26 protein-coding genes are annotated in these 26,994 nt (G+C 69.4%); 23 read left to right on the forward strand and 3 right to left on the reverse strand.

Features of this window, described 5'->3' with window-relative positions; genetic code table 11:
• Nucleotides 1-244: 244 nt before the first annotated feature.
• The 10 genes from ccmD (at nt 245) to IGS68_RS25940 (ending at nt 8,817) form a co-directional block, all read left to right on the forward strand.
• Nucleotides 245-490 (forward strand): heme exporter protein CcmD, encoded by a 246-nt coding sequence (ccmD, locus tag IGS68_RS25895; RefSeq protein WP_201075534.1) that lies wholly within the window; start codon nt 245-247, stop codon nt 488-490.
• Nucleotides 487-987 carry a cytochrome c maturation protein CcmE gene (gene ccmE, locus IGS68_RS25900; RefSeq protein ID WP_201075536.1) on the forward strand — a complete coding sequence of 167 codons (501 nt, stop codon included), beginning with the start codon at nt 487-489 and terminating at the stop codon, nt 985-987. The genes ccmD and ccmE overlap by 4 nt, the downstream gene beginning before the upstream one ends.
• 4 nt (nt 988-991) lie before the next feature.
• A complete protein-coding gene (locus IGS68_RS25905; protein ID WP_201075538.1) occupies nt 992-2,980 on the forward strand; it encodes a heme lyase CcmF/NrfE family subunit in 1,989 nt (662 codons plus the stop codon).
• A 24-nt stretch (nt 2,981-3,004) separates the two neighbouring features.
• Complete coding sequence (locus IGS68_RS25910; protein ID WP_201075541.1) at nt 3,005-3,535, forward strand: DsbE family thiol:disulfide interchange protein; 531 nt, start codon at nt 3,005-3,007, stop codon at nt 3,533-3,535.
• Nucleotides 3,532-4,017 (forward strand): cytochrome c-type biogenesis protein, encoded by a 486-nt coding sequence (locus tag IGS68_RS25915; RefSeq protein ID WP_201075543.1) that lies wholly within the window; start codon nt 3,532-3,534, stop codon nt 4,015-4,017. Before IGS68_RS25910 ends, IGS68_RS25915 begins: the two co-directional genes overlap by 4 nt.
• Nucleotides 4,018-4,021: 4 nt before the next feature.
• Nucleotides 4,022-5,443, forward strand: coding sequence for a c-type cytochrome biogenesis protein CcmI (ccmI, locus tag IGS68_RS25920; protein WP_201075552.1), 1,422 nt, complete (start codon nt 4,022-4,024; stop codon nt 5,441-5,443).
• A 225-nt stretch (nt 5,444-5,668) separates the two neighbouring features.
• A complete protein-coding gene (locus IGS68_RS25925) occupies nt 5,669-6,478 on the forward strand; it encodes an ABC transporter ATP-binding protein (RefSeq protein WP_201075554.1) in 810 nt (269 codons plus the stop codon).
• Nucleotides 6,479-6,537: 59 nt separating this feature from the next.
• Nucleotides 6,538-7,383, forward strand: a complete 846-nt coding sequence (locus tag IGS68_RS25930) for a transporter substrate-binding domain-containing protein (RefSeq protein ID WP_201075557.1) — start codon at nt 6,538-6,540, stop codon at nt 7,381-7,383.
• 35 nt (nt 7,384-7,418) lie between these two features.
• The gene (locus IGS68_RS25935; protein ID WP_201075558.1) at nt 7,419-8,123 is read left to right on the forward strand and encodes an ABC transporter permease; all 705 of its coding nucleotides are present in this window, start codon (nt 7,419-7,421) and stop codon (nt 8,121-8,123) included.
• 4 nt (nt 8,124-8,127) lie between these two features.
• Nucleotides 8,128-8,817 (forward strand): ABC transporter permease, encoded by a 690-nt coding sequence (locus tag IGS68_RS25940; RefSeq protein ID WP_201075559.1) that lies wholly within the window; start codon nt 8,128-8,130, stop codon nt 8,815-8,817.
• A gap of 19 nt (nt 8,818-8,836) precedes the next feature.
• Here the strand turns inward: IGS68_RS25940 and IGS68_RS25945 are convergent, their stop codons facing one another.
• From IGS68_RS25945 to IGS68_RS25955, 3 genes are all read right to left on the reverse strand, one after another.
• The gene (locus IGS68_RS25945) at nt 8,837-9,001 is read right to left on the reverse strand and encodes a hypothetical protein (RefSeq protein WP_201075561.1); all 165 of its coding nucleotides are present in this window, start codon (nt 8,999-9,001) and stop codon (nt 8,837-8,839) included.
• Between the two features lie 115 nt (nt 9,002-9,116).
• Nucleotides 9,117-10,376 carry an MFS transporter gene (locus IGS68_RS25950; RefSeq protein WP_371821921.1) on the reverse strand — a complete coding sequence of 420 codons (1,260 nt, stop codon included), beginning with the start codon at nt 10,374-10,376 and terminating at the stop codon, nt 9,117-9,119.
• 61 nt (nt 10,377-10,437) lie between these two features.
• The gene (locus tag IGS68_RS25955; RefSeq protein WP_201075562.1) at nt 10,438-11,892 is read right to left on the reverse strand and encodes a helicase HerA-like domain-containing protein; all 1,455 of its coding nucleotides are present in this window, start codon (nt 11,890-11,892) and stop codon (nt 10,438-10,440) included.
• A 98-nt stretch (nt 11,893-11,990) separates the two neighbouring features.
• On the opposite strand from IGS68_RS25955, the gene IGS68_RS25960 reads away from it, so the two are divergent.
• The 13 genes from IGS68_RS25960 (at nt 11,991) to infB (ending at nt 26,908) form a co-directional block, all read left to right on the forward strand.
• Complete coding sequence (locus tag IGS68_RS25960) at nt 11,991-12,278, forward strand: hypothetical protein (RefSeq protein WP_201075563.1); 288 nt, start codon at nt 11,991-11,993, stop codon at nt 12,276-12,278.
• A gap of 368 nt (nt 12,279-12,646) precedes the next feature.
• Nucleotides 12,647-14,038 carry a tRNA (N6-isopentenyl adenosine(37)-C2)-methylthiotransferase MiaB gene (gene miaB / locus IGS68_RS25965; protein WP_201081683.1) on the forward strand — a complete coding sequence of 464 codons (1,392 nt, stop codon included), beginning with the start codon at nt 12,647-12,649 and terminating at the stop codon, nt 14,036-14,038.
• On the forward strand, nt 14,035-15,069 hold the full coding sequence (locus IGS68_RS25970; protein WP_201075565.1) for a PhoH family protein: 1,035 nt from the start codon (nt 14,035-14,037) through the stop codon (nt 15,067-15,069). Before miaB ends, IGS68_RS25970 begins: the two co-directional genes overlap by 4 nt.
• The gene (ybeY, locus tag IGS68_RS25975; protein WP_201075573.1) at nt 15,066-15,647 is read left to right on the forward strand and encodes an rRNA maturation RNase YbeY; all 582 of its coding nucleotides are present in this window, start codon (nt 15,066-15,068) and stop codon (nt 15,645-15,647) included. The genes IGS68_RS25970 and ybeY overlap by 4 nt, the downstream gene beginning before the upstream one ends.
• 39 nt (nt 15,648-15,686) lie before the next feature.
• Nucleotides 15,687-16,598 carry a hemolysin family protein gene (locus IGS68_RS25980; protein ID WP_201075575.1) on the forward strand — a complete coding sequence of 304 codons (912 nt, stop codon included), beginning with the start codon at nt 15,687-15,689 and terminating at the stop codon, nt 16,596-16,598.
• Nucleotides 16,591-18,234: an apolipoprotein N-acyltransferase gene (lnt, locus tag IGS68_RS25985; protein WP_247881083.1), complete on the forward strand. Its 1,644-nt coding sequence runs from the start codon at nt 16,591-16,593 to the stop codon at nt 18,232-18,234. The genes IGS68_RS25980 and lnt overlap by 8 nt, the downstream gene beginning before the upstream one ends.
• A 113-nt stretch (nt 18,235-18,347) precedes the next feature.
• Nucleotides 18,348-18,827, forward strand: coding sequence for a helix-turn-helix domain-containing protein (locus IGS68_RS25990; RefSeq protein ID WP_201075577.1), 480 nt, complete (start codon nt 18,348-18,350; stop codon nt 18,825-18,827).
• Nucleotides 18,828-19,092: 265 nt separating this feature from the next.
• On the forward strand, nt 19,093-20,262 hold the full coding sequence (gene metK / locus IGS68_RS25995) for a methionine adenosyltransferase (RefSeq protein ID WP_201075579.1): 1,170 nt from the start codon (nt 19,093-19,095) through the stop codon (nt 20,260-20,262).
• Nucleotides 20,255-21,019 (forward strand): tRNA (guanosine(46)-N7)-methyltransferase TrmB, encoded by a 765-nt coding sequence (gene trmB / locus IGS68_RS26000; RefSeq protein ID WP_247881084.1) that lies wholly within the window; start codon nt 20,255-20,257, stop codon nt 21,017-21,019. The genes metK and trmB overlap by 8 nt, the downstream gene beginning before the upstream one ends.
• Before the next feature lie 292 nt (nt 21,020-21,311).
• Entirely contained in the window at nt 21,312-21,797 is a 486-nt protein-coding gene (gene rimP, locus IGS68_RS26005; RefSeq protein WP_201075582.1) for a ribosome maturation factor RimP, read from the forward strand.
• A 58-nt stretch (nt 21,798-21,855) separates the two neighbouring features.
• Entirely contained in the window at nt 21,856-23,370 is a 1,515-nt protein-coding gene (gene nusA, locus IGS68_RS26010; protein ID WP_201075584.1) for a transcription termination factor NusA, read from the forward strand.
• 51 nt (nt 23,371-23,421) lie between these two features.
• Complete coding sequence (locus IGS68_RS26015) at nt 23,422-24,165, forward strand: RNA-binding protein (protein ID WP_201075586.1); 744 nt, start codon at nt 23,422-23,424, stop codon at nt 24,163-24,165.
• Between the two features lie 10 nt (nt 24,166-24,175).
• Entirely contained in the window at nt 24,176-26,908 is a 2,733-nt protein-coding gene (gene infB / locus IGS68_RS26020) for a translation initiation factor IF-2 (RefSeq protein WP_247881085.1), read from the forward strand.
• The last annotated feature ends 86 nt before the right edge of the window (nt 26,909-26,994 follow it).

The following is a 26,994-nucleotide window of genomic DNA, read 5'->3' on the forward strand; positions in this document are numbered from 1 at the left end:
CCCCGCTGTCATAGTGCCGGGAGATCCCGGACGGCGGCGAAGATCCGCCCCGACATGCGTCATGGCGTCGCGACCCTGTGTCCGTTCCGACCTCACGGACCAAATGGGCAATAGACCGGTAAGGCTTATTGCCTTTCAATCGGCGCATTCTGGTGAGATGACGGCTTGGTGGGAGAACTGGTAAGCATGAAGGCGGTCAAGGGCGCCCTGGAGAGCGCCCGGCGAGGGATCAACTGGCAGGATCATGGCTGAGTTCTTTTCGATGGGCGGCTATGCCGCCTATGTCTGGCCGGCCTACGGGGTCGCGGCCGTCTTTCTCGTGGGCATGCTGGTCGTCAGCCTGCGCGGCCTCCGCCGTCACGAAGCGCTGCTGAAGACCCTGGAGACGAGCCGCCCGCGACGGCGCGACCGGAACCGGCGCGACGGCGCGACCGCCCCATCGGCCCCGGCACCGTCGGGCTTGCCCGCCGCGGAAGGACACGAAGGATGACCCGCAAGAAACGCCGCCTCTACATGCTGGGCCTCGCCCTGCTGGGCCTGGGCACCGCGACCGCGCTGGCGCTGACCGCGTTCGAGGACAACCTGGTCTTCTTCTACAGCCCGTCCGACCTCGCGGCCCAGCAGGTCGGCGAGCGCAGCTTCCGCCTCGGCGGGCTGGTGGAGGAGAACAGCGTCAAGCGCCTGCCCGACGGCCTGACGATCGAGTTCCGGGTCACCGACACCGCCCGGTCCGTTCCCGTGACCTATGCCGGCATCGTGCCCGACCTGTTCCGCGAGGGGCAGGGCGTCGTCGCCGAGGGCCGGCTGCGGCCCGACGGCGTGTTCGTCGCGCGCGAGGTGCTGGCCAAGCACGACGAGAACTACATGCCGCCCGAGGTGGCGGACGCGCTGACCCGCGCCGGCGCCCCCCAGCACGCGACCAAGTCGCTGGAAGCACCCGTGCCGGCGTCCGCGACGGCTCCCCTGACTCCCGCCCCCAAGGAGTAACGCCGTGATCCCCGAACTGGGCCATTACGCCCTGGTCCTGGCACTGTTCCTGGCGCTGGTCCAGGCGACCCTGCCGCTGATCGGCGCCGCGCGCGGCGACGCCGCCTGGATGGAGGTGGCGAAGCCGGCCGCGATCGGCCAGTTCGCCATGATCCTGGTCAGCTTCCTGGCGCTGACCTACGCCTACGTGGTGTCCGACTTCAGCGTGCTGAACGTGGTCGAGAACAGCCATTCCATGAAGCCGATGCTCTACAAGGTGTCGGGCGTCTGGGGCAATCACGAGGGCTCCATGGTTCTGTGGGTGCTGATCCTGGCCCTGTTCGGGGCCGCGGTCGCCCTGTTCGGCCGCAACCTGCCGCCGACGCTGAAGGCGCGGGTCCTGTCGGTCCAGGCGATGATCGGCATCGGCTTCCTGCTGTTCATCCTGGCGACCAGCAACCCCTTCATCCGGATCGATCCGGCCCCGCTCGACGGAACCGACCTCAACCCGCTGCTGCAGGACCCCGGCCTCGCCTTCCACCCGCCGTTCCTGTATTTCGGCTATGTCGGCTTCTCCATGGCCTTCTCCTTCGCCGTGGCCGCCCTGATCGAGGGCAGGGTCGATCCCGCCTGGGCGCGCTGGGTGCGGCCCTGGACGCTGGCCGCCTGGTCCGGCCTGACGCTCGGCATCGCGCTGGGGTCGTGGTGGGCCTATTACGAGCTGGGCTGGGGCGGCTGGTGGTTCTGGGACCCGGTCGAGAACGCCTCCTTCATGCCCTGGCTGGCCGGCACCGCGCTGCTGCACTCCGCCATCGTGGTGGAGAAGCGCGACGCGCTGAAGAGCTGGACCATCCTGCTGGCGATCCTGACCTTCGCGCTGTCGCTGATCGGCACCTTCCTGGTCCGGTCGGGCGTGCTGACCTCGGTCCACGCCTTCGCGGTCGACCCCGCCCGCGGCGTCTTCATCCTGGTGCTGCTCGTGATCGCCACGGCGGGGGCGCTGCTGCTCTACGCGATCCGAGCCCCGTCCATGAAGATGGGCGGGCTGTTCGCCCCGGTCAGCCGCGAGGGCTCGCTGGTGCTGAACAACCTGCTGCTGTCCACCGCGACCGCGACCGTGTTCCTGGGCACGCTCTACCCGCTGTTCCTGGACGCGATCGGCGCCGGCAAGGTCTCGGTCGGGCCGCCCTTCTTCAATTCGACCTTCATCCCGCTGATGGTGCCGCTGGTTGCCGCCATGTCGGTCGGGCCGCTGCTGGCGTGGAAGCGCGCCGACCTGGCCGGCGCGCTGGCGCGGCTGAAGTTCGCGGCCCTGCTGACCGTGATCTGCGTGCTGGGCGCCCTCTACGCCTACCAGGGCGGGCCGGTGCTGGCGCTGCTCGGCGTGGCGATGGCGGCCTGGGCCTTCTTCGGCGCCATCGTGGAGGTGGCCGACCGGGTCAGGCTGTTCCGCGCGCCCCTGGGGGAGAGCTGGCGCCGCGCCAAGGGGCTGCCGCGGTCGAGCTGGGGCATGACCATCGCCCATGCCGGCATGGGAGTCGCGATCGCCGGCATGACCGGGTCGGCCGCCTGGATGACCGAGCGCATCCAGCTGATGCGGCCGGGCGACACCGCGCAGATCGCCGGCTACGAGATCCGGTTCGACGAGGTCCACCAGCAGCAGGTCGCCAACTACCAGGCCAAGTCGGCCACCTTCACGGTGATCCGCGACGGCCGGGTGATCGCGACGATGCACCCGGAGGAGCGCTGGTTCCCGGTGGCCCGCATGTCGACCACCGAGGCCGCGATCCGGACCAACTGGGTATCGGACCTCTATGTCGTGCTGGGCCAGGAGCAGGAGGGCACCGGCGGCTATGCCACCCGCCTGTACCATCACCCGCTGGTCCCGTGGATCTGGATCGGCTGCGTGATCATGGTGGCGGGAGGCTGCGTCTCGCTCAGCGACCGGCGCTTCCGGATCGGCGTGCCGGAACGCCGGCGGAGCCGTCCGCCCGTGCCCCAGCCGGCCGAATAGACCGCCCGTACAGGAACCCCCGAGATGCGTCGCCTGATCTACATCCTGCCGCTGGTCCTGTTCGTGGTCCTGGCCGGGTATTTCGCCGTCGGCCTGACCCGCGATCCCGCGGTCGTGCCGTCGGCCCTGATCGACAAGCCGGTGCCGGAATTCGCCCTGCCGCCTCTGCTGAACGACGGCAGGGGACTGGCGACGTCCGACCTCAAGGGCCAGGTCCAGCTGGTCAACGTGTTCGCCTCCTGGTGCGTGCCCTGCCGGGTCGAGCATCCCGTGCTGATGCGCCTCGCCCGGGAGCAGGGGGTCACCGTCAAGGCGATCAACTACAAGGACAAGCCGGAGGACGCGGTCCGATGGCTGAACCAGGGCGGCAATCCCTATGCCGCCATCGGCGCCGACCAGGACGGCAGGGTGTCGATCGACTGGGGCGTCTACGGCGTGCCGGAGACCTACGTTATCGATGCCGAGGGCCGGATCCGCTACAAGGTCGTGGGTCCCGTGATGCCGGACGAGGTCGAGCGCACCATCCTGCCGCTGATCAGGGAGCTCCAGGGATGAGGGCGCACCTGCGGGCCGGCCTCGCCGCCCTCCTCCTGTCTCTTTCCTTGGCCCTGCCCGCCCTGGCGGTCCAGCCCGACGAGGTGATGAAGGACCCGGCGATGGAGGCGCGGGCGCGCGAGATCAGCAAGGAACTGCGCTGCCTGGTCTGCCAGAACCAGTCGATCGACGACAGCAACGCGCCGCTCGCCCGCGACCTGCGGGTGCTGGTGCGCCAGCGGCTGGCGGCGGGCGACGACGACGCCGGGGTGCTCGACTACGTCACCGCGCGCTACGGCGACTACGTGCTGCTGCGCCCGCCCTTCAAGGCCAGCACCTACGTGCTGTGGATCGGACCGGCGGTCGTGCTGCTGCTGGGCGGGCTCGGCGCGGCGCTGTTCCTGCACGGCCGTCAGCGCGCCGTGGCCGGGGGCGAGACCGCCGCCCCGCTGACTCCCGAGGAACGCCAGCGGCTCGACCGGCTGCTGCGCGAGGATACCTGATACCATGCTGTTCTGGATCGTCGCCGCCCTGATGACGGCGGCCGTGACCGCCCTGGTCCTCACCCCGCTGCTGCGCGCCCGGCACTCGGCCGCGGGCCGCGCCGCCTACGATATGGAGGTCTACCGCGACCAGCTGGCGGAGCTGGACCGCGACCTGTCCCGCGGCGTCATCGACGAGCGGCAGGCCCAGGCCGCCCGCGCCGAGATCGGTCGCCGCATGCTGGCCGTGGCGGACGAGGGGGAGCGCGAAGCGGCTTCCGGCGCCCTGTCGCCCGGCCAGGGCAGCCGCTGGGCGGCGCTGGCGCTGTGCGCCCTGATCCCCCTGGGAGCTCTGGCCGTCTATATCCCGACCGGCCATCCCGACCTGCCGGCGCAGCCCTTCGCTTCACGTGAAACAGCGCCGGGCGGCGGCCCGCCGGGCGAGGTGATGCAGGCCATCGCCAAGCTGGAGCAGCACCTGAGGGAGGAGCCCGGCGATCTCCAGGGCTGGCTGCTGATCGCCCAGACCTATACCCGCATGGGCCGGTTCGAGGACAGCGCCGAGGCCTACCGGAACGCCGTCGGCGTCAGCCAGGGCAAGGACACCGGCATCCTGTCCTCCTACGCGGAGGCCATGACCGCGGCCAACCAGGGCGTGGTGCCCGAGGAGGGGGTCCGCACCTTCGACGCCGTGCTCCAGGCCGACCCGAAGGACGCCCGAGCCCGCTACTACCTGGCGCTCGCCCGGGCCCAGGCCGGCGACCTGCGCGGGGCGCTCGACCGCTGGGCCGCCCTGGCGGCGGAGAGCCCGGCCGACGCGCCCTGGCTCGCCACGGTGCGCCAGCGCATCACCGACACCGCCGGCCAGCTCGGCGTCGACGTCGCCACGGTGATGCCCCAGCCGCTGCCGCCCGCCCAGGCGCAGGCGGCGCCCGGCCCCCGGACCGCCCCCGGCCCGACGCGCGAGCAGATGGCCGGCGCCGCGGACATGACCGCGGAACAGCGCGACGCCATGATCCGGAGCATGGTCGACGGCCTCGCCAACCGCCTGAAGGACGACCCGAACGACGCCGACGGCTGGCTCCGCCTGGGCCGCGCCTACAGGGTGCTGGGCGAACAGGACAAGGCGACGGAAGCCCTGGCGTCCGGCGTCAAGGCCGCCCCCGGCCGGGTCGACGTGCTGACCGCCTATGCCGACGCCCTGATCGCCTCGGGCGGCGACCAGGACGCCCCGCCCGCCCCCGCGGTGACGGTGCTGCGCGACGTGCTGAAGATCCAGCCGGACAATCCCCAGGCGCTCTACTTCGTCGGCCTGGACGCCGCGCGCGCCGCCAATACCGCCGAGGCCTCCCAGCTCTGGGGCCGGCTGCTGATCCAGCTCCAGCCGGGCTCGCCCGAGCATGCCGAGGTCCAGTCTCTCCTGGAAAGGCTGAAGCAGGGCGGCTGATTGCCATCGTCCACAGATGAACGCAGATGGACACGGATCGGGGCAAGTATCTGTGTCCATCTGCGTTCATCTGTGGATAACCGATATAGCGCCCCAGGAAACCGACCTCCCGGACGGCGGCGCGGCTTCGCCTCAAATTGGAGTGATGCGGAAAATCGGATTTGCGCCGCAGCGGCTGCCCGGATAGCCTGTTGCGGTCATACAGGTAGCAATCAGATCGGAAGCATGGGCCTGTCACAGCCGCCGCCAGCGAACCAGATCCCCAGCCCCGACCCCGGGGCGGCCATCGTCGTCGAAGACCTTCACAAGCGGTTCGGACAGCTCGAGGTGCTGAAGGGCGTCTCGCTGGTGGCCCACGAGGGCGACGTGATTTCCATGATCGGGTCGAGCGGGTCGGGCAAGAGCACCTTCCTGCGCTGCATCAACCTGCTGGAGACGCCCGACGAGGGCCGCGTCTGGGTCAACGGCGAGCTGATCCGCATGAAGCAGGGCCGCCACCACTCGGTACCGGCCGACCCGCGCCAGGTCGACCGCATCCGGTCCCGGCTCGGCATGGTGTTCCAGGGCTTCAACCTGTGGAGCCACATGACGGTGCTCCAGAACGTGATCGAGGCGCCGGTCCATGTCCTGGGCGTCCCGAAGGCCGAGGCGATCGCCCGGGCCGAGGCGCTGCTCGACAAGGTCGGGCTGGCCGACAAGGCCAAGTCCTATCCCAGCCATCTTTCCGGCGGGCAGCAGCAGCGGGTCGCCATCGCCCGGGCGCTCGCCATGCAGCCCAAGGTGATGCTGTTCGACGAGCCGACCTCGGCGCTCGACCCCGAGCTGGTCGGCGAGGTGCTGCGCGTGATGCGGCAGCTCGCCGACGAGGGCATGACCATGATCGTCGTGACGCACGAGATGGGCTTCGCCCGCGAAGTGTCGAGCGAGGTCATCTTCCTGCACCAGGGCCGCATCGAGGAACGGGGGCCGCCCGGCCAGGTGCTGGTCGATCCCCAGTCCGAGCGCTGCCGCCAGTTCCTGGCGCGCAATCTCTGATCAATGAAAAAGACCGACAGAACAGCGACGACAAGTCGATGAACAGGAGAGACCGTATCTTGAAGAAGACCCTCGCAGCCGTCGCAACCGGCATGATCCTGATCGCCGCCGCCGGCGTCCCGCAGGCCCAGGCGCAGACCAAGGTGCGGATCGCCACCGAAGGCGCCTACCTTCCCTGGAACGGCATGGACGCCTCGGGCAAGCTGATCGGGTTCGAGATCGACCTGTCGGCCGAGCTGTGCAAGCGCATCGGCGCCACCTGCGAAGTGATGGCCCAGGACTGGGACGGCATCATCCCCGGGCTCCAGTCGCGGAAATACGACGTCATCATGGCCGGCATGTCGATCACCGACGAGCGCAAGCAGGTGATCTCGTTCGCCGGCCCCTACGCCACCGAGCCGACCGTCTTCGCCGCCATGAAGGGCAGCCCGCTGCTCGACCAGAACCTGCCGACCACGGCCGTGGACATGGCCGAGATCAGCGCGGACGAGCAGGCGCTGATCGACCAGACCGGCGCCGCGGTCAAGGGCAAGACCGTCGGGGTCCAGGTCTCCACCATCCAGCAGAACATGCTGGAGCAGCTGATGCCCGGCGTCGAGGTCAGGACCTACGACAAGGTCGACAATCTCGGCCTCGATCTGGTGTCCGGCCGGATCGACGCCATCGTGGCCGACCGCTCCGCGATAGAGGGCCTGATCAAGGCCGGCGACCAGAACAAGGACATCACCAAGTTCGGTCCCGCCTTCTCGCGCGGCGTCCTGGGCGAGGGCGTCGGCGCCGGCGTCCGCAAGGCCGACGCCGAGCTCCAGGCCAAGCTGGACAAGGCGATCAAGGAGGCGACCGCCGACGGCACCATCACGAAGCTGACGACCCAGTGGTTCGGCTACGACACCTCGATCAAGTAAGGGTCCGGGGGTGACCGGAAGCCGGATCCCGCGCCATGCTTGACCTGCTCGCCTGGGGCGACACCGGCTGGGGCGACGAGCTGGTCCGCGGCACGCTGATGACTCTGGCCGTGGCGCTGTGCTCGTTCGCGCTGGGCCAGGTGTTCGGCGCGCTGGGCGCCACCGCCAAGCTCAACGGCGGCATCGTCACCCGCGGCATCGCCGAGGTCTACACCACGGTGGTGCGCGGCGTGCCCGAGCTGCTGGTGATCTACCTGCTGTTCTTCGGCAGCGGCAACGCGGTCATGGCCGTCGCCGCGATGTTCGGCTACACCGACTATATCGAGGTCAACGCCTTCACCATCGGCGTGCTGTCGGTCGGGCTGATCTCCGGCGCCTATTCGACGGAGGTGATCCGGGGCGCCATCCAGGCGGTGCCGTTCGGCCAGATCGAGGCCGGGCGCGCCGTGGGGATGCGCAGGAGCCAGATCTTCTTCCGCATCCTGCTGCCCCAGACGCTGCGCTACGCCCTGCCCGGCCTCGGCAATGTCTGGCAGCTCACCCTGAAGGACACGGCGCTGATCTCGGTCACGGCCCTGGCGGAGCTGATGCGCTCCGCCCAGGTCGCGGCCGGCGTCACCCGCGACCCGTTCCTGTTCTACACGGTCGCGGCGGCGCTGTACCTGGTGCTCACCTCGCTCTCGACCGTCGCGTTCGACCGGGCCGAGCGCTATTCCAACCGCGGCGTAAGGCGGGCCTGAGACCATGAACCTGTCGGTGATGTGGAGTGCCGTGCCGACGCTGCTGGCCGGCGTTCCGGTGACGCTCCAGCTCGTGGCGCTGGCCCTGCTGTTCGGCTTCGTGCTGGCGTCCGGCGTCGCCTGGATGCGGCTGTCGGCCAGCCGGGTCCTGTCGGCGATCGCCGGGGCCTACGTGTTCGTCTTCCGGGGCACGCCGCTGCTGGTCCAGATCTTCCTGATCTATTACGGGCTGGGCCAGTTCCAGGCGGTCCGCGCCAGCATCTTCTGGGAGATCCTGCGCGAGCCCTACTGGTGCGGCATCCTGGCGCTCACGCTCAACACGGCCGCCTATACCAGCGAGATGATCCGCGGCGGCATCCAGTCCGTGCCGCACGGCCAGATCGAGGCGGCGCGGGCCTGCGGCTTCTCCCGCTTCCTGGTGTTCCGCCGAATCGTGGCGCCGATCGCGGTCCGGCAGGCGCTGCCCGCCTACGGCAACGAGGTCATCCTGATGGTCAAGGCCAGCTCGCTCGCCAGCACCATCACCCTGCTGGAGATCACCGGCATCGCCCGCCGGATCATCTCCCAGACCTTCGCCGTGTTCGAGGTGTTCATCGTGGCGGGGGCGATCTACCTGCTGATCAACTTCGCGATCACCCGCCTGATCCGCTACGCCGAGTGGCGCGTGACCCCGCACCTGCGCCGCCCGGCATAGCGGGCGGCACCGGTTCCGGTCAGTCCGGATCGCGCTCGGCCGGAGCGTCCTCGGCGTCGCCTGCCAGGCCCGACGAGATCCGGCCCGGCGAGATCCGGCCCTTGCCCCCGGCCGCGGTTCCCTCGTTCTCGTCGAGCGCCGCGTCGATGCCCATGAAATCCTCGAGGTCGTGGTAGCTCAGCATCTTCTTTCTCCGGTGCGCGATCCTGCGACATTATCGGCCATAGTGCGCGACATAACTTAAAAATGTCATTCATCCCTGCCGGATGCGGCGATAGGCCGGTCGGGACCCCGGCCGATCAGACCGACCGTTCCTCCCGCACCGCAAACAACAGCACCAGACCCAACGCGAGCAATAGCACGATGGTTGCCATTCCCGCCCGTTGACTTTGGAAGGATTCCGTGGCCCACGCGAGGAGAAGCGGCCCCGCGAAGGAGACAGCCCGGCCGGATAACGCGTACAGGCCGAACATCTCCGTCTCCATCCCCGGCGGCGACAGGCGGGCCATCATCGACCGCCCGGCCGCCTGCGCCGGCCCGACGAAGATCCCCAGCCCCAGCGCCAGGACCCAGAAGGCGGTCTGGGACTCGGCGAACAGCAGCGGCACGCCGAATCCGATCAGCCCCGCCAGGCACCAGGCGATGGTCCGCTTCGGTCCGATCCAATCGTCGATCCAGGCGAAACCGAAGGCCCCGGCCGCCGAGGTGACGTTCAGCGCGATCGCGAACATCACGATCTGGTCGAACGCCATGCCGAAGGTCCCGGCGGCATAGATGCCCCCGAAGGCGAACAGCGTGTTCAGCCCGTCGCGGTAGAGGGCGCTCGCGACCAGCCAGCGGACGATGTTGGCATAGCGCCGGATGTGCCGCAGGGTGTCCGCCAGCTCCCGCAGCCCTTCCCGCACCGCCGTCCCGAGCGGGACCCCGGTGGACGGCCGGTCCGGCGTCAGCAGGAACAGCGGCAGGGCGAAGACCGCGTACCACGCGGCCACCAGCAGGGCGGTCGCCCGGACGTTCGCCTGCTCCGCGGTTCCGACCAGGCCGAACAGCGGGTTCTCCGCCTGCACCAGCCCGAACAGCGCCAGCACCAGGCAGCCGAGCCCGCCGACATAGCCCAGGCCCCAGCCCCAGCCGGAGACCCGGCCGGTATAGCCCGGCGGCGCCAGCGACGGCAGCATGGCGTTGTAGAAGACGTTGGCCAGCTCGAAAGTGACGCCGGTCAAAGCCACCAGCACCAGCGCCGGCATCACCGACGACGGCTCCGGCGTGACGAACCACAGCAGCGCCGTGCCCGCGACGGTCAGGGCCGTGAACAGGGCCAGCCAGGGCTTGCGCCGCCCGCCCCGGTCGGCGATGGCGCCCAGCACCGGGCTCAGCACGGCCACCGCCAGCCCGGAAACGGCGACCGCCCTGCCCCACTGGGCGGTGCCCGCCACCTCGGACTCCGCCACCGCCCGGGTGAAGTACACGCTGAAGATGAAGGTGCCGATGACCGTGTTGTAGGCCGACATGGCCCAGTCATAAAGGCACCAGGAGAAGATCCCGCCCCGCCGTTCCACCAAGATCCGCTCCCGTCCCGCCGGTCGAAGCGCGCCGGCCCCGGAAACGGGTCGCGGCCGGTCAGCGCTTCATGATGGCGCCCAGGATACCCCGCGCGATCTGCCGGCCCAACTGCGTTCCGAGGCTGCGCAGCGCGCTGTTGACCATCGCCTCCCCCGGGGACTGGCGCGGCGCCGCGGCACGGGGCTGGCGGGCCGCCGGTTTCCGGGGCGGCGCCGGCTCCATGACCGGCTTCTCCGCCCGCTCGCGCAGGTGCTCATAGGCGGAGTGCCGGTCGATCGGGTGGTCGTAGCGGCCCTTCACCGGGCTGCGGGAGAGCAGGTCGGCCCGCTCGGCGGCGCCGATCGGCCCGAGGCGGCAGCCGGGCGGCGCCATCATCACCCGGTCCACGACCGAGGGAATGCCCTTGGCCTCCAGCAGGGAGACCAGCGCCTCGCCGACCGCCAGTTCCTGGATCGCCGCGGCGGCGCTGAATTTCGGGTTGGCCCGGAAGGTCTCGGCGGCGGCGCGCACCGCCCGCTGGTCGCGCGGGGTGAAGGCGCGCAGCGCGTGCTGGACCCGGTTGCCGAGCTGGCCCAGCACGTCCTCCGGGATGTCGAGCGGGTTCTGGGTGATGAAATAGACGCCCACCCCCTTGGAGCGGATCAGCCTGACCACCTGCTCGACCTTGTCCACCAGCGCCTTGGGCGCGTCGTCGAACAGCAGGTGCGCCTCGTCGAAGAAGAACACCAGCTTGGGCTTGGGCAGGTCGCCGGCCTCGGGCAGCTCCTCGAACAGCTCCGACAGCAGCCACAGCAGGAAGGTCGCGTAGAGGCGGGGCGACCGCATCAGCTTGTCGGCGGCCAGCAGGTTGACGATGCCGCGCCCGTCCGGCGCCACCCGCATCAGGTCGGCCAGCTCCAGCGCCGGCTCGCCGAAGAAGCTTTCCGCCCCCTGCTGCTCCAGCACCAGGAGCTGGCGCTGGATCGCGCCGACCGACGCCTTGCTGACGGTGCCGTAGCGCGGCGCGAACGTCGCGGCGTTGTCGGCCACATGGCCCAGCATGGCGCGCAGGTCCTTCAGGTCGAGCAGCAGGAGCCCTTCGTCGTCGGCGACCTTGAAGGTGAGGTTCAGCACGCCTTCCTGGACGTCGTTCAGCTCCAGCAGGCGGGCCAGCAGCAGCGGCCCCATCTCCGAGACGGTGGCGCGGATCGGATGCCCCTGCTCGCCGAACAGGTCCCACGGCACCGTCGGGCAGCCGTCCGACGCCGGGTCCGCGATGCCCAGGAGCGCCGCCCGCTCCGCGACCTTGGGATTGCCGCCGCCGGGCTGGCTGATACCGGCGAGGTCGCCCTTGACGTCGGCCAGGAAGACCGGCACGCCGGCCCGGGAGAACCCTTCCGCCAGCACCTGGAGCGACACCGTCTTGCCGGTCCCGGTCGCCCCGGCGATCAGCCCGTGCCGGTTGGCGTATTTCAGCGGAAGGACCTGGCTTTCCTCCCCCTTGCCCACGAAGATGCCCTCACCCCCAGCCATGCGCCGCTCCTCTCCCCGGATGTCGCCCGCGATAGAATGCCAGGAATCCGGAGCGGATGCATAGTTCCGTACGGAAGCTTCACGGGAAGGGCAGGAACATGAAATTACCACCCAATAGAGTTGGCGAGAGTTTCAGCAAAAATCAACCTCTTGAGAGCGCAAGCAACCAGATCGACCAGACTTCTCTTTCTAATGAAGATCGAGAAAGAGATTTGCAGTCCCTAAGAGATATCATCGAGGCTTCACTCAAGAATGGCGGTAGCTTTACTGATGAAGATGTTTCCAACGCCATAGAAGCGAAGTCCGTCGCTATGAGGGAAAAAGATTTGCCGGCGCGACTCTCCACCGAAGACTTCCGCATTGCGGAAGAAGAGGATCATGGATGAACACCGATGGGCACGGATGAACACGGATAACATTCTAATGACGTTCGACCGATCCGCCTCCCGGTCAGGACGCCGCGCAAGTCGGTTCCGTGTCCATCCGTGCCTGCCAGCGTGCATCCGCGATCCATCGGCCTGCCCGGCCCCAAGGCCCCCGCCGCCGGCCGGCACCGTGCCGCCGATACCTGGTCGTTGACTCCCCCTCCCTCCCCGGTGCTATTTTCCGGCCGACGCACGGGTGAAAGGCACCCGGAGCGACCATATGCATTGATGCAAGGCCGCGCCGCACCGGACGCGCCGACCGCAACGGGTTTTCCAGGGTTCAGCTTTTGACCAAGAAGAAACTGTTCATCAAGACCTGGGGCTGTCAGATGAACGTCTATGACAGCGCCCGCATGGCCGATGTCCTGGCGCCGCTGGGCTATCGGCCGGTCGAGGCCCCCGAGGGGGCCGACATGGTCATCCTGAACACCTGCCATATCCGCGAGAAGGCTTCGGAGAAGGTCTTTTCCGAGCTGGGCCGCCTGCGGCTGGAGAAGAACCGGCAGGCTGCCGACGAGGCCGGCCGCCGCATGATCATCGCCGTCGCCGGCTGCGTCGCCCAGGCGGAGGGCGAGGAGATCATGGCGCGCGCGCCGTTCGTCGACATGGTGTTCGGCCCCCAGACCTACCACCAGCTGCCCGAGATGGTCGCCCGCGCCAGCCGCGCCGCCGGCGAGCGGGTCCTGAACACCGATTTCCCGGTGGAGAGCAAGTTCGACTTCCTGCCGGGCGAGAGCGCGGACGCCGGCGTCTCGGCCTTCCTGTCGGTGCAGGAGGGCTGCGACAAGTTCTGCACCTTCTGCGTCGTCCCCTACACCCGGGGCGCGGAGTTCTCGCGGCCCGCGGCCCAGATCCTGGCCGAGGCGCGGCGCATGGCGGCGTCCGGCACCCGCGAGATCACCCTTCTCGGCCAGAACGTCAACGCCTACCACGGCGACGGCCCGGCCGGCGGCACCTGGGGCCTGGGCCGGCTGATCCGCGAAGTGGCCGCGATCGACGGCGTGGAGCGCATCCGCTACACGACGTCGCATCCGCGCGACATGGAGGACGACCTGATCGCCGCCCACGGCGAGGTGCCCCAGCTGATGCCGTTCGTCCACCTGCCGGTGCAGAGCGGGTCGGACCGCATCCTGGCCGCCATGAACCGCAAGCACACGGCCGACGACTACCGCCGGCTGATCGACAGGATGCGCGCGGCCCGCCCGGACCTGGCATTGTCGTCCGACTTCATCGTGGGCTTCCCCGGAGAGCGCGACGCGGACTTCGCGGAAACGCTGCGGCTGGTCACCGACATCGGCTACGCCCAGGCCTATTCCTTCAAGTACAGCGCGCGGCCGGGCACGCCGGCGGCGGGGCTGGACGACGCCCAGGTGCCGGAGCCCGTGAAGAACGAGCGGCTGGCGGCGCTCCAGCAGCTGCTCAACGCCCAGCAGGTCGCCTTCAACCAGGCCTGCGTCGGCCGCGTCCTGCCGGTGTTGCTGGACCGGTCCGGCAAACGGCCGGGCCAGCTGATGGGGCGCAGCCCGTTCATGCAGTCGGTCCCGGTCACCGCGCCGCAACGTCTGGCCGGAACGGTGGTTGATGTCCTTATCAGTGCCGCACACGCCAACAGCCTCGCCGGCGAGCCGGTGCTGGCCGACGGCGTGACGGTCTCCGGCCCGGCGGCCCCTGCGCCGCCCGTGGACTTTTCCAACCCCCCAGCCTGGGAGGCAACTGCTTGACGGGGTCACCCGACCGTCGCATCGACCTGGCCTTCGACGACAACCGGCTGCTGCCGCTGCTCTATGGCGAGCATGACAGCCATCTCGCCCGGATCGAGACCCAGCTCGGCGTCTCGCTGATCAGCCGCGGCAACACCCTGACCATCGCCGGCCCGCCCGACGCGTCGGAGAGCGCCCGCGCGGCGCTCGACGCGCTGTGGGAGCGGCTGAAGCGCGGCATGGTCGTCGGCACGGCGGAGGTTGACGCGGCGCTGCGCATGGCGACCGGGGTCGGCGACGGCGCCGCCCGCGAGCTTGCCATGCAGGCGATCGCCCGGCCCGACTTCAACGTCAAGACCAAGCGCCGGTCGATCTCGCCGCGGTCGCCGACCCAGGCGGCCTACATCCAGGCGCTCCAGGAGAACGAGCTGGTCTTCGGGCTGGGTCCCGCCGGCACCGGCAAGACCTACCTGGCCGTGGCCCAGGCGGTCGTCATGCTGACCAGCGGCCAGGTGGACCGGATCGTGCTGTCCCGCCCGGCGGTCGAGGCGGGCGAGCGGCTGGGCTTCCTGCCCGGCGACCTGCGGGAGAAGATCGACCCCTACCTGCGCCCGCTCTACGACGCGCTGTACGACATGCTGCCGGCCGAGCAGGTCGCCCGCCGGCTGGGCAACGGCGAGATCGAGATCGCCCCGCTCGCCTTCATGCGCGGCCGGACGCTGGCGAACGCGTACGTCATCCTGGACGAGGCGCAGAACACCACGCCGATGCAGATGAAGATGTTCCTGACCCGCCTGGGCGAGAACGGACGCATGGCGGTGACCGGCGACACCAGCCAGATCGACCTGCCCTCGGGCACCCGGTCGGGCCTGAAGGACGCGATCGAGATCCTGCACGGCGTGCCGGGCGTCAGCTTCGTCCATTTCGGCGACGCCGACGTGGTCCGCCATCCGCTGGTCGGCCGCATCGTCCGCGCCTACGACCGGCACGACGCCGAGCGCAAGGCCGGCCGGCCCGGAGAGGAAGCGCGCCGGGAAGACGGGCGGCGATGACGGCATCGGCCCACCCGCCGCTGGAGATCTCGGTCGGCCTGGAAGCCGGCGACTGGGAAGACCTGGTCGCGGACGCCGAGGGGCGGGTCGAGGCCGCGGCCCGCGCGGCCTTCGCCGCGGCCGAGCATCCGGACGTCCTGCGCGGCGCGGCGGCGGCCGAGATGAGCCTCGTGCTCGCCGACGACGCCATGGTCCGGACGCTCAACCGCGATTATCGCGGCAAGGACAAGCCGACCAACGTCCTCTCTTTCGCGTTGCTCGACGATGCCGGGGACGCCGATGATGACTTGGCGTCGCATCCGGGAATGCCTATACTGATCGGAGACGTGATCCTGGCCTGTGAAACCGTGCGGCGCGAAGCCGCCGAACAGGGAAAGCCGGTCGAGGATCATCTGACGCACCTGGTAATTCATGGCGTGCTCCATCTTCTCGGTTATGATCACGAGACCGACCCCGACGCCGACCGCATGGAAAGGCTGGAAACCAGCATTCTCGCCGGCATGGGCATCGCCGATCCCTATGCCGGGCCGCCGCCGGACCCCGATCGATCGCCTCGCGATCCGGACGTGTCCGGGTGACGGCGCGGATGGCGGCCCCAAACCCCAAACCATATGACAATGGCAGACATATCCGGCAGTAGGACGCCCCGTGAAGACGGGGCCGACGAGCAGAACTCCTTCACCGGCCAATTTCGCGGCTGGTTGAGGACCATCCTGGGGGGACGCGGCGACACGACGCTGCGCGACACCATCGAGGAACTGATCGAGGAACGGCGGGAAGCCGAGGGATCGATCGCCGCCGACGAGCGGGTACTCCTCGCCAACATCCTCAAGCTTCGGGACCGCACCGTCGTGGACACGATGGTGCCGCGCGCCGACATCGTCGCCGTCGACATCGACACGACGCTGCCGGAGCTGATCGAGCGCATGTCCCAGGAGGCCCACTCCCGGATGCCGGTCTACCGCGAGACCCTCGACGACGTCGTCGGCGTGGTCCACATCAAGGACGTGCTGTCCGCGGTCGCGCGCAAGACGCCCTTCCAGCTCAAGGACATCACCCGCGACGCGGTGATCGTGGCGCCCAGCATGCCGGTCCTCGACCTGCTGCTCCAGATGCGCCAGTCGCGCCAGCACATGGCGCTGGTCGTGGACGAGTTCGGCGGCATCGACGGCCTCGTGACGATCGAGGACCTGGTCGAGGAGATCGTCGGCGAGATCGAGGACGAGCACGACGACGCGGAGGAGCCGATGCTGGTGACCCGCCCGGACGGCACGATGCTGGCCGACGCCCGCGTCCCGATCGACGATTTCCTGAGCCTCGTCGGCCCCGTCCTGGACGACGGGGAGCGGGAGGACTTCGACACGCTCGGCGGCCTCGTGTTCAACCTCGCCGGCCGCGTGCCGAGCCGGGGCGAACTGCTCAAGCATCCCTCGGGCCTGGAGTTCGAGGTGGTGGACGCCGATCCGCGGCGGATCAAGCGCCTGCGGGTCCGCAACCTTCCGGAGCCCGTCGACGCCACCCATGGATGACGCTTCCGTGCGCCTCCGGGGTCGGGGCGGAAGCGCGGACGACGCGGCGGCAGGAGGCGCGGCGCCGCGGGAAGGGATGCTGCGCCTCGCGGCGCGGGTGTCCGCCCTGGCCGGCTGGCGCCGCTACCTCGCCGCGGCGGCGTTCGGCGGCCTCGCGACCCTGGCCCTGCCTCCGGCCTTCGCCGTGCCCGTGCTGCTGCTGGCCTTTCCCGGCCTGCTCTGGCTGCTCGACGGCGCGGCGACCCGCCGGGCCGCCTTCTTCACCGGCTGGTGGTTCGGCTTCGGGCATTTCCTGCTCGGCCTCTACTGGATCTCCTTCGCGCTGCTGACCGACATCGACCGCTTCTGGTGGATGATGCCGTTCGCCGCGGCGGGGCTGCCGGCGCTGCTCGCCGTCTTCGTCGGGCTGGCGACGCTGGGACTGCACGTCCTGGCCCGGCGGCTGCGCCTGGGCGGGCTTGCGCGCGTGCTCGCCTTCGCGATGCTGTGGACGGTGGCGGAGTATCTGCGCGGGCATGTCCTGACCGGCTTCCCCTGGAACCTGATCGGGTATTCCTGGGTGGGATTCCTGCCGGTCCTCCAAAGCGTCGCGGTGATCGGCACCTATGGCCTGGGTCTCCTGACGGTCGCGGTCGCCGCCACGCCGGCCCTGTTCGGCGACCCCGCCGAGTCGCGGCGGCGGGCCGCCGGATCGGTGGCGTTCGGCCTTCTCCTGGTCGCCGCGATCGGCGTCGCAGGCTGGGTCAGATTGTCGCAGAACGACGGGTCCACGGTTCCCGGAATAGTGGTACGCATCGTCCAGCCGAACATCGCGCAGACATTGAAATGGGACCCGGCCGAGCGGGCGCGGAACTTCGAGCGGCTGCTGGAAATGACGGCCGCGAGCCCGGCCGCGGGCGGCCCGGCCCCCACCCACGTGGTCTGGCCGGAAACGGCGGTACCCTTCTTCCTGGAACGGGACGCGGCGGTCCGGCAGGCGATCGGGTCGGTGACCCCGCCCGGGGGCAGCGTGATCACCGGCGCCCCGCGGGTCAGGACGGAGCCGGACGGCACCAACCGGTTCTGGAACAGCCTCCATGCGGTGGACGGCAGCGGCGCGGTGGTCGCCAGCTACGACAAGTTCCACCTGGTGCCGTTCGGCGAGTACATGCCGCTGCGGGGCGTCCTGCCGGTCGCGGCCATCGCGGCCGGATCGACCGACTTCTCCGCGGGGGCCGGCCCGGAGACGCTGGACGTCGCCGGCCTGCCGCCGTTCAGCCCGCTCGTCTGCTACGAGGTGATCTTCCCCGCCGCGGTGAAGAACCCGGAACGGCGGCCGGAATGGCTGCTCAACGTGACGAACGACGCCTGGTACGGCATCAGCGCCGGGCCGCACCAGCACTTCGCCATCGCCCAGGCCCGCGCCGTCGAGGAGGGGCTTCCCATGGTCCGGGCGGCGAACACCGGCATATCCGGGGTCGTCGACGGCTACGGCCGGATCTCGGCCTATCTCGAGTTGGGTACGCGCGGGGTCGTTGACGCGGCGCTGCCGGAAGCGCTTGGGAACACCCCGTATGGTCGAATCGGCGACTGGACATTGGTGTTACTTCTTATGAGTTTTGCCCTCAGCACAACCATCGCTCGACAGACCCCTTGATCGTCGCACATATTTTCGTATGCGCGTGCACAAGAATGCGCTAGTACGTACTATTGAATGCATACACGTGCATGGCTAGTTACAACATTAACATTCAATAGGGGTTTGAGGGCATGCAACCACAGACACGAGGCCGGCGTGGAACCGGCGGGCGGCCCAAGACCGGGAAGCCGAATCCGATCGATGTGCATGTCGGGTCGCGGGTAAGGCTGCGCCGCACTCTCCTCGGCATGAGCCAGGAGAAGCTGGGCGAGGCGATCGGCCTGACGTTCCAGCAGGTCCAGAAATACGAGCGGGGCGCGAACCGGATCGGTGCGAGCCGCCTGTTCGACCTCAGCCGCGTCCTGGACGTCCCGGTTTCGTTCTTCTTCGACGATATGCCGCCCGACTCCAACGCGATCATCCCGGGCGAGCCCGTACACGGCGGTTTCGGCGAGGAGAAGTCGGGTTCGTTCGAGCCCGATCCGATGGCCAAGCGGGAGACCCTGGAACTGGTCCGGGCATACTACCGCATCACCGACCCGCAGGTCCGTAAGCGCTTGTTCGAACTGACCAAGTCGGTCGCCAACGCGGCCAACAACGAAGGCGACTGACCGGCGGCCGGTCTCGCCCTGGCCAAGGTTCCGGCCGGCCCTGCGCAGCCTGGGCCGGCAGCAGGGGCAATGCCGGACGGGCGACCTCGTGAGCTTCCGAAACAATTCCCGCGAATATCCTTGCGGGATAGCCAGTTTGCCGGTTCCGGATCAAGTCACTTGACCCGGATGGTTCGGATTGCGAAAACAGGGATAATGGTCATCACGCCGGTGATGGGCCGATTATCTTCGTATGTCATCAATCCGCAACGTGCCGAGGCAACCTGTGGCTCTACGCAACTACGTCTTCACCAGCGAATCGGTTTCCGAGGGCCATCCCGACAAGGTCTGCGACCGCGTTTCCGACGCCATCGTGGACCTGTTCCTCGGCCATGACCCCTATGCCCGGGTGGCGGTCGAGACCCTGGCGACGACCAACCAGATCGTCCTGGCCGGCGAGGTCCGGGGACCGGACTCGATCACGCCCGACCTGATGGAAAGCGTCGCGCGGCATGCGATCAAGGATATCGGGTACGAGCAGGAAGGCTTCCACTGGGAGAAGGCCGACGTCAAGATCCTGGTGCATGCCCAGTCGGCCGACATCGCGGTCGGCGTCGACGCGGCGGGCAACAAGGACGAGGGGGCCGGCGACCAGGGCATCATGTTCGGCTACGCCTGCCGGGAGACCGAGGCGCTGATGCCGGCGCCGATCTACTTCGCCCACGGCATCCTGAAGAGCCTGGCGGAGGCGCGGCATTCCGGCGCGGCCCCGCAGCTCGGCCCCGACGCCAAGAGCCAGGTCAGCCTGCAGTACGAGAACGGCAAGCCGGTGCGCGCGACCTCGATCGTGGTCTCCACCCAGCATCTGGACGGCCTCGACCAGGCCGAGGTGCGGGAGATCGTCCGGCCGCACGTGATCAACGTCCTGCCGGAAGGCTGGATGTGCGACGAGGAATTCTTCTACGTCAACCCGACCGGCCGCTTCGTGATCGGCGGTCCCGACGGCGACGCCGGCCTGACCGGCCGCAAGATCATCGTCGACACCTACGGCGGCGCGGCGCCCCACGGCGGCGGCGCCTTCTCCGGCAAGGACCCGACCAAGGTCGACCGGTCGGCGGCCTACGCCGCCCGCTACCTCGCCAAGAACGTGGTGGCCGCCGAGCTGGCGGAGCGCTGCACCATCCAGCTGGCCTACGCCATCGGCGTGTCCCGTCCGCTCGCCGTCTATATCGAGACCTACGGGACCGGCCGGGTCGACGAGGACCGGCTGTCCAAGGTCCTGCAGGAACTGGTCAACCTGAGCCCGCGCGGCATCCGCGAGCATCTCGGCCTCAACAAGCCGATCTATGCCCGTACCGCGGCCTATGGCCACTTCGGCCGCGCGCCGGAAGCCGACGGCGGATTCTCCTGGGAGCGCACGGACCTGGTGTCGGACCTGCGGTCGGCCTTTGCCTGATCGTCCTCCCGGTCCGCGCGACGACGCGCCGGCCGACCTGCGGGAGAAAGTCTACGGCCGCCGGCGCGGCCGTAGACTGCGCCTCTACAAGACCGATCTGCTGGAAACGCTGCTGCCCCGGCTGGAGATCGCGTCTCCGGACGGCGGACGGCGCATCGATCCCGTGTCGCTCTTCGCGGTGCCCGACGGTGCCGCAGGGACCGGCATGGGGTCCGGCATCCGGGACGTGTGGCTGGAAATCGGCTTCGGCAGCGGCGAGCACTTGGCCGGCCAAGCCGCGGCACATCCCGACATCGGCATGATCGGCTGCGAGCCCTTCCTCAACGGCGTGGCCAACCTCCTGGAGCACATCGACCAGGGCGGCCAGCGGAACATCCGCATCCTGGCCAACGACGCCCGGCCCCTGATCGATGCCCTGCCCGACGCGTCGATCGGCCGCTGCTTCGTGCTGTTCCCCGATCCCTGGCCCAAGATCCGCCACCACAAGCGCCGCTTCATCGGACCGGAGAACCTGGCCCGCCTGTCGCGCGTGCTGAAGGACGGGGCCGAGCTGCGCATGGCCAGCGACGTCATGGGCGTCGCCATGTGGATGCTGGAGCATGCCTGGCGGCATCCCGACTTCGAGTGGCTCGCCCGGACCGCGGAGGACTGGCGCACCCGGCCCGACGACTGGCCCCAGTCGCGCTACGAGCGGAAGGGCATCGAGGCCGGCCGCAAGCCTGTGTTCCTGCGCTTCCGGCGCAAACCCCGGGGCTGAGCCGGCGGACCGGGCGCGCCACGGGATGCCCGGCCCGCAAGGCGCCGCACGCCCGGGAACCGGCCGGGCAAGGACCGGCAAGGCGCCCGGAAAGTATTGTGGAAAATCCTTGCGGCCTGCCTCAACTCCGCTATATTCCACTCCGTGATCCCATACGATCCGGTGGTCCCGCCAAAACGGGCCATGCCGGTTCGCATCCGGGTGGGCCACTGGCCCACTTTTTTGTTTTTTTGTCTACAGTTTTTTGAACCGGGCTGCTGAAGCCCGGTCATGTTGCCACAAGTCAGGTGGAATGGACGCAACCGACCGGATACAACAGATCATCGCCCCCTCGGTCGAAGCCATGGGCTACGAGATCGTGCGGGTGCAGGTGTCGGGCACGCAGCGGCCCACCTTGCAGGTGATGGCCGAGCGGAAGGACGATGCCGCCATGACCGTCGAGGATTGCGCCGACATCAGCCGCGCCGTGTCCGCCCTCCTCGACGTGGAGGACCCTATTTCTTCCGCCTACACGCTGGAAGTCAGCTCGCCGGGGATCGACCGGCCGTTGACCCGGCTGAAGGATTTCGAACGGTTCGCCGGCTTCGAAGCGCGCATCGAGACACGCTTCCCGCTGGACGGCCGCAAGCGGTTCCGCGGCATGCTGAAGGGCGTCCGGGACGGGTCCGTGCTGATCGAGACCGATACCGGTCCGGCCGCCATCCCGTTCGACGCCGTGCAGCGCGCCAAGCTGATCCTGACCGACGCACTGATCGCCGCCACCGCGGCTCAGCAGTAGCCGGCCTTTTCGCCTCACGTCCGACTGCCTACTCTAACGAACGCCAGGGACTTCTGGAATGGAACTGCTACAAGTAGCCGATGCGGTCGCCCGCGAGAAGAACATCGACCGGGATGAGGTCCTGGAAGCGATGGAGCAGGCGATTCAGAAGGCAGGCCGCTCCAAGTACGGACATGAACACGACATCCGGGCCCGGATCGACCGCAAGACCGGCGACATCCACCTGATGCGCTATCTCGAGGTGGTGGAGGAGGTCGAGAACGAGACGACCCAGCTCACCCTTCGCGAAGCCCAGCGCATGAAGAAGGACGCGGCCGTCGGGGAGTTCCTGACCGACGAGCTGCCGCCGATCGACTTCGGCCGCATCGCGGCGCAGACGGCCAAGCAGGTCATCGTCCAGAAGGTGCGCGAGGCGGAGCGGCAGCGGCAGTTCAAGGAATACAAGGACCGCGTCGGCGAGGTGGTCAACGGGCTGGTCAAGCGGGTCGAGTACGGCAACGTCACCGTGGACCTGGGCCGGGCGGAGGCGATCCTCCGCCGCGACGAGCTGCTCCCTCGGGAGCACTTCAAGAACGGCGACCGCGTACGCGCGTACATCTACGACGTACGGGCCGAGGCCCGCGGTCCCCAGATCTTCCTGTCGCGGACCCATCCGACCTTCATGGCGAAGCTGTTCTCCCAGGAAGTGCCGGAGATCTACGACGGCATCATCGAGATCAAGTCGGTCGCCCGCGACCCCGGCTCGCGCGCCAAGATCGCGGTGCTGAGCCACGACAGCTCGATCGACCCGGTCGGCGCCTGCGTGGGCATGCGCGGCAGCCGCGTCCAGGCGGTCGTCGGCGAGCTGCAGGGCGAGAAGATCGACATCATCCCCTGGTCCCAGGACCCCGCGACCTTCGTGGTCAACGCCCTGGCCCCGGCCGAGGTGGCCAAGGTCGTGATGGACGAGGAGAGCAAGCGCATTGAAGTCGTGGTTCCCGATGACCAGTTGAGTCTGGCGATCGGACGCCGCGGCCAGAACGTGCGTCTCGCCAGCCAGCTGACCGGCTGGGACATCGACATCATGACCGAGAACGAGGAATCGGAGCGGCGGTCGGAAGAGTTCAAGACCCGCTCCCAGCTCTTCATCGACGCCCTGGACGTGGACGACGTGATCGCCCACCTGCTGGTCGCCGAGGGCTTCTCGTCGGTCGAGGAGATCGCCTTCGCCGAGACCCACGAGCTCGCCGAGATCGAGGGTTTCGACGAGGACGTGGCCGAGGAGCTGCGCGAGCGCGCCCGGACCTTCCTCGACCAGCAGAACAGCGAGATGACCGAACGGCGCCAGGCGCTGGGCGTCGCCGACGAGATCGCGGAGATCGAGGGCCTGACTCCGGTCATGCTGGTCAAGCTCGGCGAGAACGGCGTCAAGACCCTGGACGACCTGGCCGACCTCGCGGGCGACGAGCTGCGCGAGATCGTCGGCAAGGACTCCATGACGCCGGACGACGCCAACGCGATCATCATGGCGGCCCGCGCCCATTGGTTCACCGAGGACGGTGAGCCGGCGACCGCCTCGACCGAGCAGCACTGACCCCGGTTCACCAACCCCAATCTCACCAACCAAGGACCGACCCTGCAACGGATGACCTTACTGAACGCCCATCCCACCCTGCCCCACGAGGCAGCCGCCCCGCCCGACGCGTTCGAGCCCGGTCTCCCCGGGCCCGAACCGCTTGAGGAGGAGGCGATCGGCGGACGGCGCAGCCCCCTGCGGCGCTGCATCGTCACCGCCGTCGTCGCCGACCGCCAGGGCATGATCCGGTTCGTCGCGTCGCCGGAAGGCGCCGTCGTCCCGGACCTGGAGGGCACGCTGCCCGGACGGGGGCTGTGGGTCACGGCGGACCGGGAGATCCTGTCCAGGGCGGTCGCCAGGAACCAGTTCTCCAAGGCCGCCCGCCGCAAGGTCAAGGTCGACCCCGACCTGGTCGACCGGGTGGAAGCGCTGCTCAAGCGGCGCTGCCTCGACTCGATCGGCCTCTGCCGGCGCGCCGGGGTCGCGGTCTCGGGGTTCGAGAAGGTCCGCGAGGCCCTGCGCAAGGGCAAGGCGGGCGCGCTGGTCGCGGCCGCCGACGGGGCGGAGGACGGGCGCGGCAAGATGCGGGCGCTGGCCGGGGAGGCGCCGGTCGTCGACCTGTTCGACGCCGCCGATCTCGGCCACGCCTTCGGTCGCGACCACGTGGTGCATGCGATGCTGGCGCCCGGCCGATTGGCCGCGCGCTTCCTGGAGGAGTGCCGGCGGTATGCCGGTCTTCGCCGGGGTGCCTCGGGTGAAGGCAATTGCGGTCCGGCATCGGCCGGCCGGGCAACAGATACAACGACGAGCTAGTCGGACACAGATGACTGACAGTAACGACCAGGACCGCAAGAAAGTCTTGAGCCTTCCCACCAAGGGCAAGCTCGAGCTGAAGAACAAACCCGCCGATGCCGCCTCGGTTCGGCAGAGCTTTTCCCATGGCCGGTCCAAGACCGTGACCGTCGAGGTCAAGCGCAAGCGGACGATCGAGAAGGGCGCCGCCCCCGGCGTGGCCGACGGCGGCGCCGCGGCCCGCCGCGCGGCCGAGGGGCTGCCCCTCAAGGGCGCGCCCGGCGGCAGGGGCCAGCGTGGCCAGCCCGCCGTCCGGCAGCTCACCAAGGAGGAGCGCGACGCCCGCCTGCGCGCCCTGCAGGGCGCGATCCGTTCCGACGAGGAGCGGCGCCAGGTCGAGGCCGAGCTGGCCGAGGCGACCGTCATCGAGGAACCGGTGATCGTCGAGGAGGCGCCCGAGCCCCAGCTCGACGCGGAGGCCCTGCGCCGGCGCGAGATGGAGGAGCTGAAGCGCATCCAGGACGAGGAGCGCGCCCAGGCCGAGGAAGCGGAGCGCAAGCGCCAGGAAGAGGAAGCCAAGCGCAAGGAGGCGGAAGCCGCCAGGCGCCCGGCCGCCAAGGGCCCGGCCCGCGACGAGGACGAGGCTCCGGCCGCGGCCCGGACCGGCGACGAGGACCGCCGCAAGGCTCCGGCCGCTCCGCGCGCGGCGGAGGCCGCGATCGGCAAGGCCGCCGGCCTGATCTCCCGCGCCGACGAGGACGACGACGGCCGCGGCCGCCGCAAGGCGGCTCCGGGTGCCGGCGGCGCCGCGAAGGCCCCGGCCAAGCCGGCCGCGGCTCCCAAGGGCAAGGCGGGCGACCGCCGCCGCGGCAGCGGCAAGATGACGGTCACCCAGGCGCTGAGCGGCGACGAGTCCGAGCGGACCCGCAGCATGGCGGCGCTGCGGCGTGCCCGTGAGCGCGAGAAGCAGCGCCTGAACAGCCGGCAGGAGACCCAGAAGGTCACCCGCGACGTGGTGGTGCCGGAAGTCATCACCGTCCAGGAGCTGGCCAACCGCATGGCCGAGCGCGGCGCCGACGTGATCAAGTCGCTGATGCGCATGGGCGTGATGGCGACCATCAACCAGACGATCGACGCCGACACGGCGGAGCTGGTCGTCGCGGAGTTCGGCCACCGGATGCGCCGCGTTTCCGAGGCGGACGTCGAGGTCGGCCTGAAGGGCGAGCAGGACATCGAGGAGAACCTCATCCCGCGCGCTCCCGTCGTCACCGTCATGGGCCACGTCGACCACGGCAAGACCTCGCTGCTGGACGCGCTGCGCGCCACCGACGTGGCGAGCCGCGAGGCCGGCGGCATCACCCAGCATATCGGCGCCTACCAGGTGCAGCTGGGCTCGGGCGGCAAGATCACCTTCATCGACACGCCGGGCCACGCCGCCTTCACCGAGATGCGGGCGCGCGGCGCCAACGTCACGGACGTGGTGGTGCTGGTGGTGGCCGCCGACGACGGCATCATGCCGCAGACGATCGAGGCCATCCACCACGCCAAGGCGGCCCAGGTGCCGATCATCGTGGCGATCAACAAGTGCGACCTGCCCGACGCGAACCCCGACCGGGTCCGCCAGGAACTGCTTCAGCACGAGCTGGTCGTCGAGGAGATGGGCGGCGACGTGCTGGCGGTCGAGGTTTCGGCCAAGACCCGCATGGGCCTGGACCGGATCGAGGAGGCCATCCTCCTCCAGGCCGAGATCCTGGAGCTGCGGGCCAACCCGAACCGCGCCGCCGAGGGCGTCGTGATCGAGGCCAAGCTGGAGCGGGGCCGCGGCTCGGTCGCGACCGTGCTGATCCAGCGCGGCACCCTGTCGGTCGGCGACATCTTCGTCGCCGGCGCCGAATGGGGCCGCGTCCGTGCCCTGGTCAACGACCGCGGCGCCAGCGTCGACACCGCCGGTCCGGCGATGCCGATCGAGGTGCTGGGCCTGAACGGGACGCCGCTGGCGGGCGACGAGTTCGCGGTGGTCGAGACCGAGGCGCGGGCCCGCGAGATCACCGAGTTCCGCCAGCGCAAGCGGCGGGAGGCGGCGGCCTCGGCGGCGTCGCGCGGCACCCTGGAGCAGATGTTCACCCGCATCCAGGCGGGCGAGGCCAAGGAGCTGCCGATCGTCATCAAGGGCGACGTGCAGGGCTCGATCGAGGCGATCAGCGGCGCCCTGGAGCGCCTGACCGCCGCCAACACCGAGGTGAAGGTGCGGGTGCTCCACAGCTCGGTCGGCGCCATCAACGAGTCCGACGTGACCCTGGCGAACGCGTCCAAGGCGATGATCTTCGGCTTCAACGTCCGCGCAAACCCCCAGGCGCGCGAGATGGCGAAGCGGGACGGCATCGAGATCCGCTACTACTCGGTGATCTACGACGTCATCGACGACGTGCGGGCCGCCCTCACGGGCATGCTGTCGCCGATCCTGCGCGAGCGGTTCCTGGGCAACGCCCAGATCCGCGAGGTGTTCAACATCACCAAGGTCGGCAAGGTCGCCGGCTGCATGATCACCGAGGGCGTGGTGAAGCGCGGCGCCGGCGTCCGCCTGCTGCGCGACAACGTGGTCATCCACACCGGCACGCTGAAGACCCTGAAGCGCTTCAAGGACGAGGTCCGCGAGGTCCGCGAAGGGTACGAATGCGGCATGGCGTTCGAGAACTACGACAACATCCAGGCAGGCGACGTGATCGAAGCCTACGAGATGGAAGAGGTGGCGCGGCAGCTCTGACCGGGCGCCGCCGCGGATAAGGCCTTGCGGCGCTTCCGGGCGCCGCGGGCCTCTTCCCATTTCGGGGCTTTCCGGAGCCCGCGGAC

Origin of the sequence: Skermanella sp. TT6, assembly GCF_016653635.2 — a bacterium.
In the GTDB taxonomy this organism is placed as follows: Bacteria; Pseudomonadota; Alphaproteobacteria; order Azospirillales; family Azospirillaceae; genus Skermanella; species Skermanella cutis.

Coding starts and splice junctions, on each gene's coding strand:
- IGS68_RS25910 (WP_201075541.1), top strand. CDS start 3,005: ATGCGTCGCCTGATCTACATCCTGCCGCTGGTCCTGTTCGTGGTCCTG.
- IGS68_RS25935 (WP_201075558.1), top strand. CDS start 7,419: ATGCTTGACCTGCTCGCCTGGGGCGACACCGGCTGGGGCGACGAGCTG.
- infB (WP_247881085.1), top strand. CDS start 24,176: ATGACTGACAGTAACGACCAGGACCGCAAGAAAGTCTTGAGCCTTCCC.
- ybeY (WP_201075573.1), top strand. CDS start 15,066: ATGACGGCATCGGCCCACCCGCCGCTGGAGATCTCGGTCGGCCTGGAA.
- IGS68_RS25955 (WP_201075562.1), bottom strand. CDS start 11,892: ATGGCTGGGGGTGAGGGCATCTTCGTGGGCAAGGGGGAGGAAAGCCAG.
- miaB (WP_201081683.1), top strand. CDS start 12,647: ATGAACGTCTATGACAGCGCCCGCATGGCCGATGTCCTGGCGCCGCTG.
- IGS68_RS25990 (WP_201075577.1), top strand. CDS start 18,348: ATGCAACCACAGACACGAGGCCGGCGTGGAACCGGCGGGCGGCCCAAG.
- ccmI (WP_201075552.1), top strand. CDS start 4,022: ATGCTGTTCTGGATCGTCGCCGCCCTGATGACGGCGGCCGTGACCGCC.
- IGS68_RS25980 (WP_201075575.1), top strand. CDS start 15,687: ATGGCAGACATATCCGGCAGTAGGACGCCCCGTGAAGACGGGGCCGAC.
- IGS68_RS25940 (WP_201075559.1), top strand. CDS start 8,128: ATGAACCTGTCGGTGATGTGGAGTGCCGTGCCGACGCTGCTGGCCGGC.
- IGS68_RS25915 (WP_201075543.1), top strand. CDS start 3,532: ATGAGGGCGCACCTGCGGGCCGGCCTCGCCGCCCTCCTCCTGTCTCTT.
- ccmE (WP_201075536.1), top strand. CDS start 487: ATGACCCGCAAGAAACGCCGCCTCTACATGCTGGGCCTCGCCCTGCTG.
- IGS68_RS25925 (WP_201075554.1), top strand. CDS start 5,669: ATGGGCCTGTCACAGCCGCCGCCAGCGAACCAGATCCCCAGCCCCGAC.
- nusA (WP_201075584.1), top strand. CDS start 21,856: ATGGAACTGCTACAAGTAGCCGATGCGGTCGCCCGCGAGAAGAACATC.
- IGS68_RS25960 (WP_201075563.1), top strand. CDS start 11,991: ATGAAATTACCACCCAATAGAGTTGGCGAGAGTTTCAGCAAAAATCAA.
- lnt (WP_247881083.1), top strand. CDS start 16,591: ATGGATGACGCTTCCGTGCGCCTCCGGGGTCGGGGCGGAAGCGCGGAC.
- IGS68_RS26015 (WP_201075586.1), top strand. CDS start 23,422: ATGACCTTACTGAACGCCCATCCCACCCTGCCCCACGAGGCAGCCGCC.
- IGS68_RS25945 (WP_201075561.1), bottom strand. CDS start 9,001: ATGCTGAGCTACCACGACCTCGAGGATTTCATGGGCATCGACGCGGCG.
- ccmD (WP_201075534.1), top strand. CDS start 245: ATGGCTGAGTTCTTTTCGATGGGCGGCTATGCCGCCTATGTCTGGCCG.
- rimP (WP_201075582.1), top strand. CDS start 21,312: ATGGACGCAACCGACCGGATACAACAGATCATCGCCCCCTCGGTCGAA.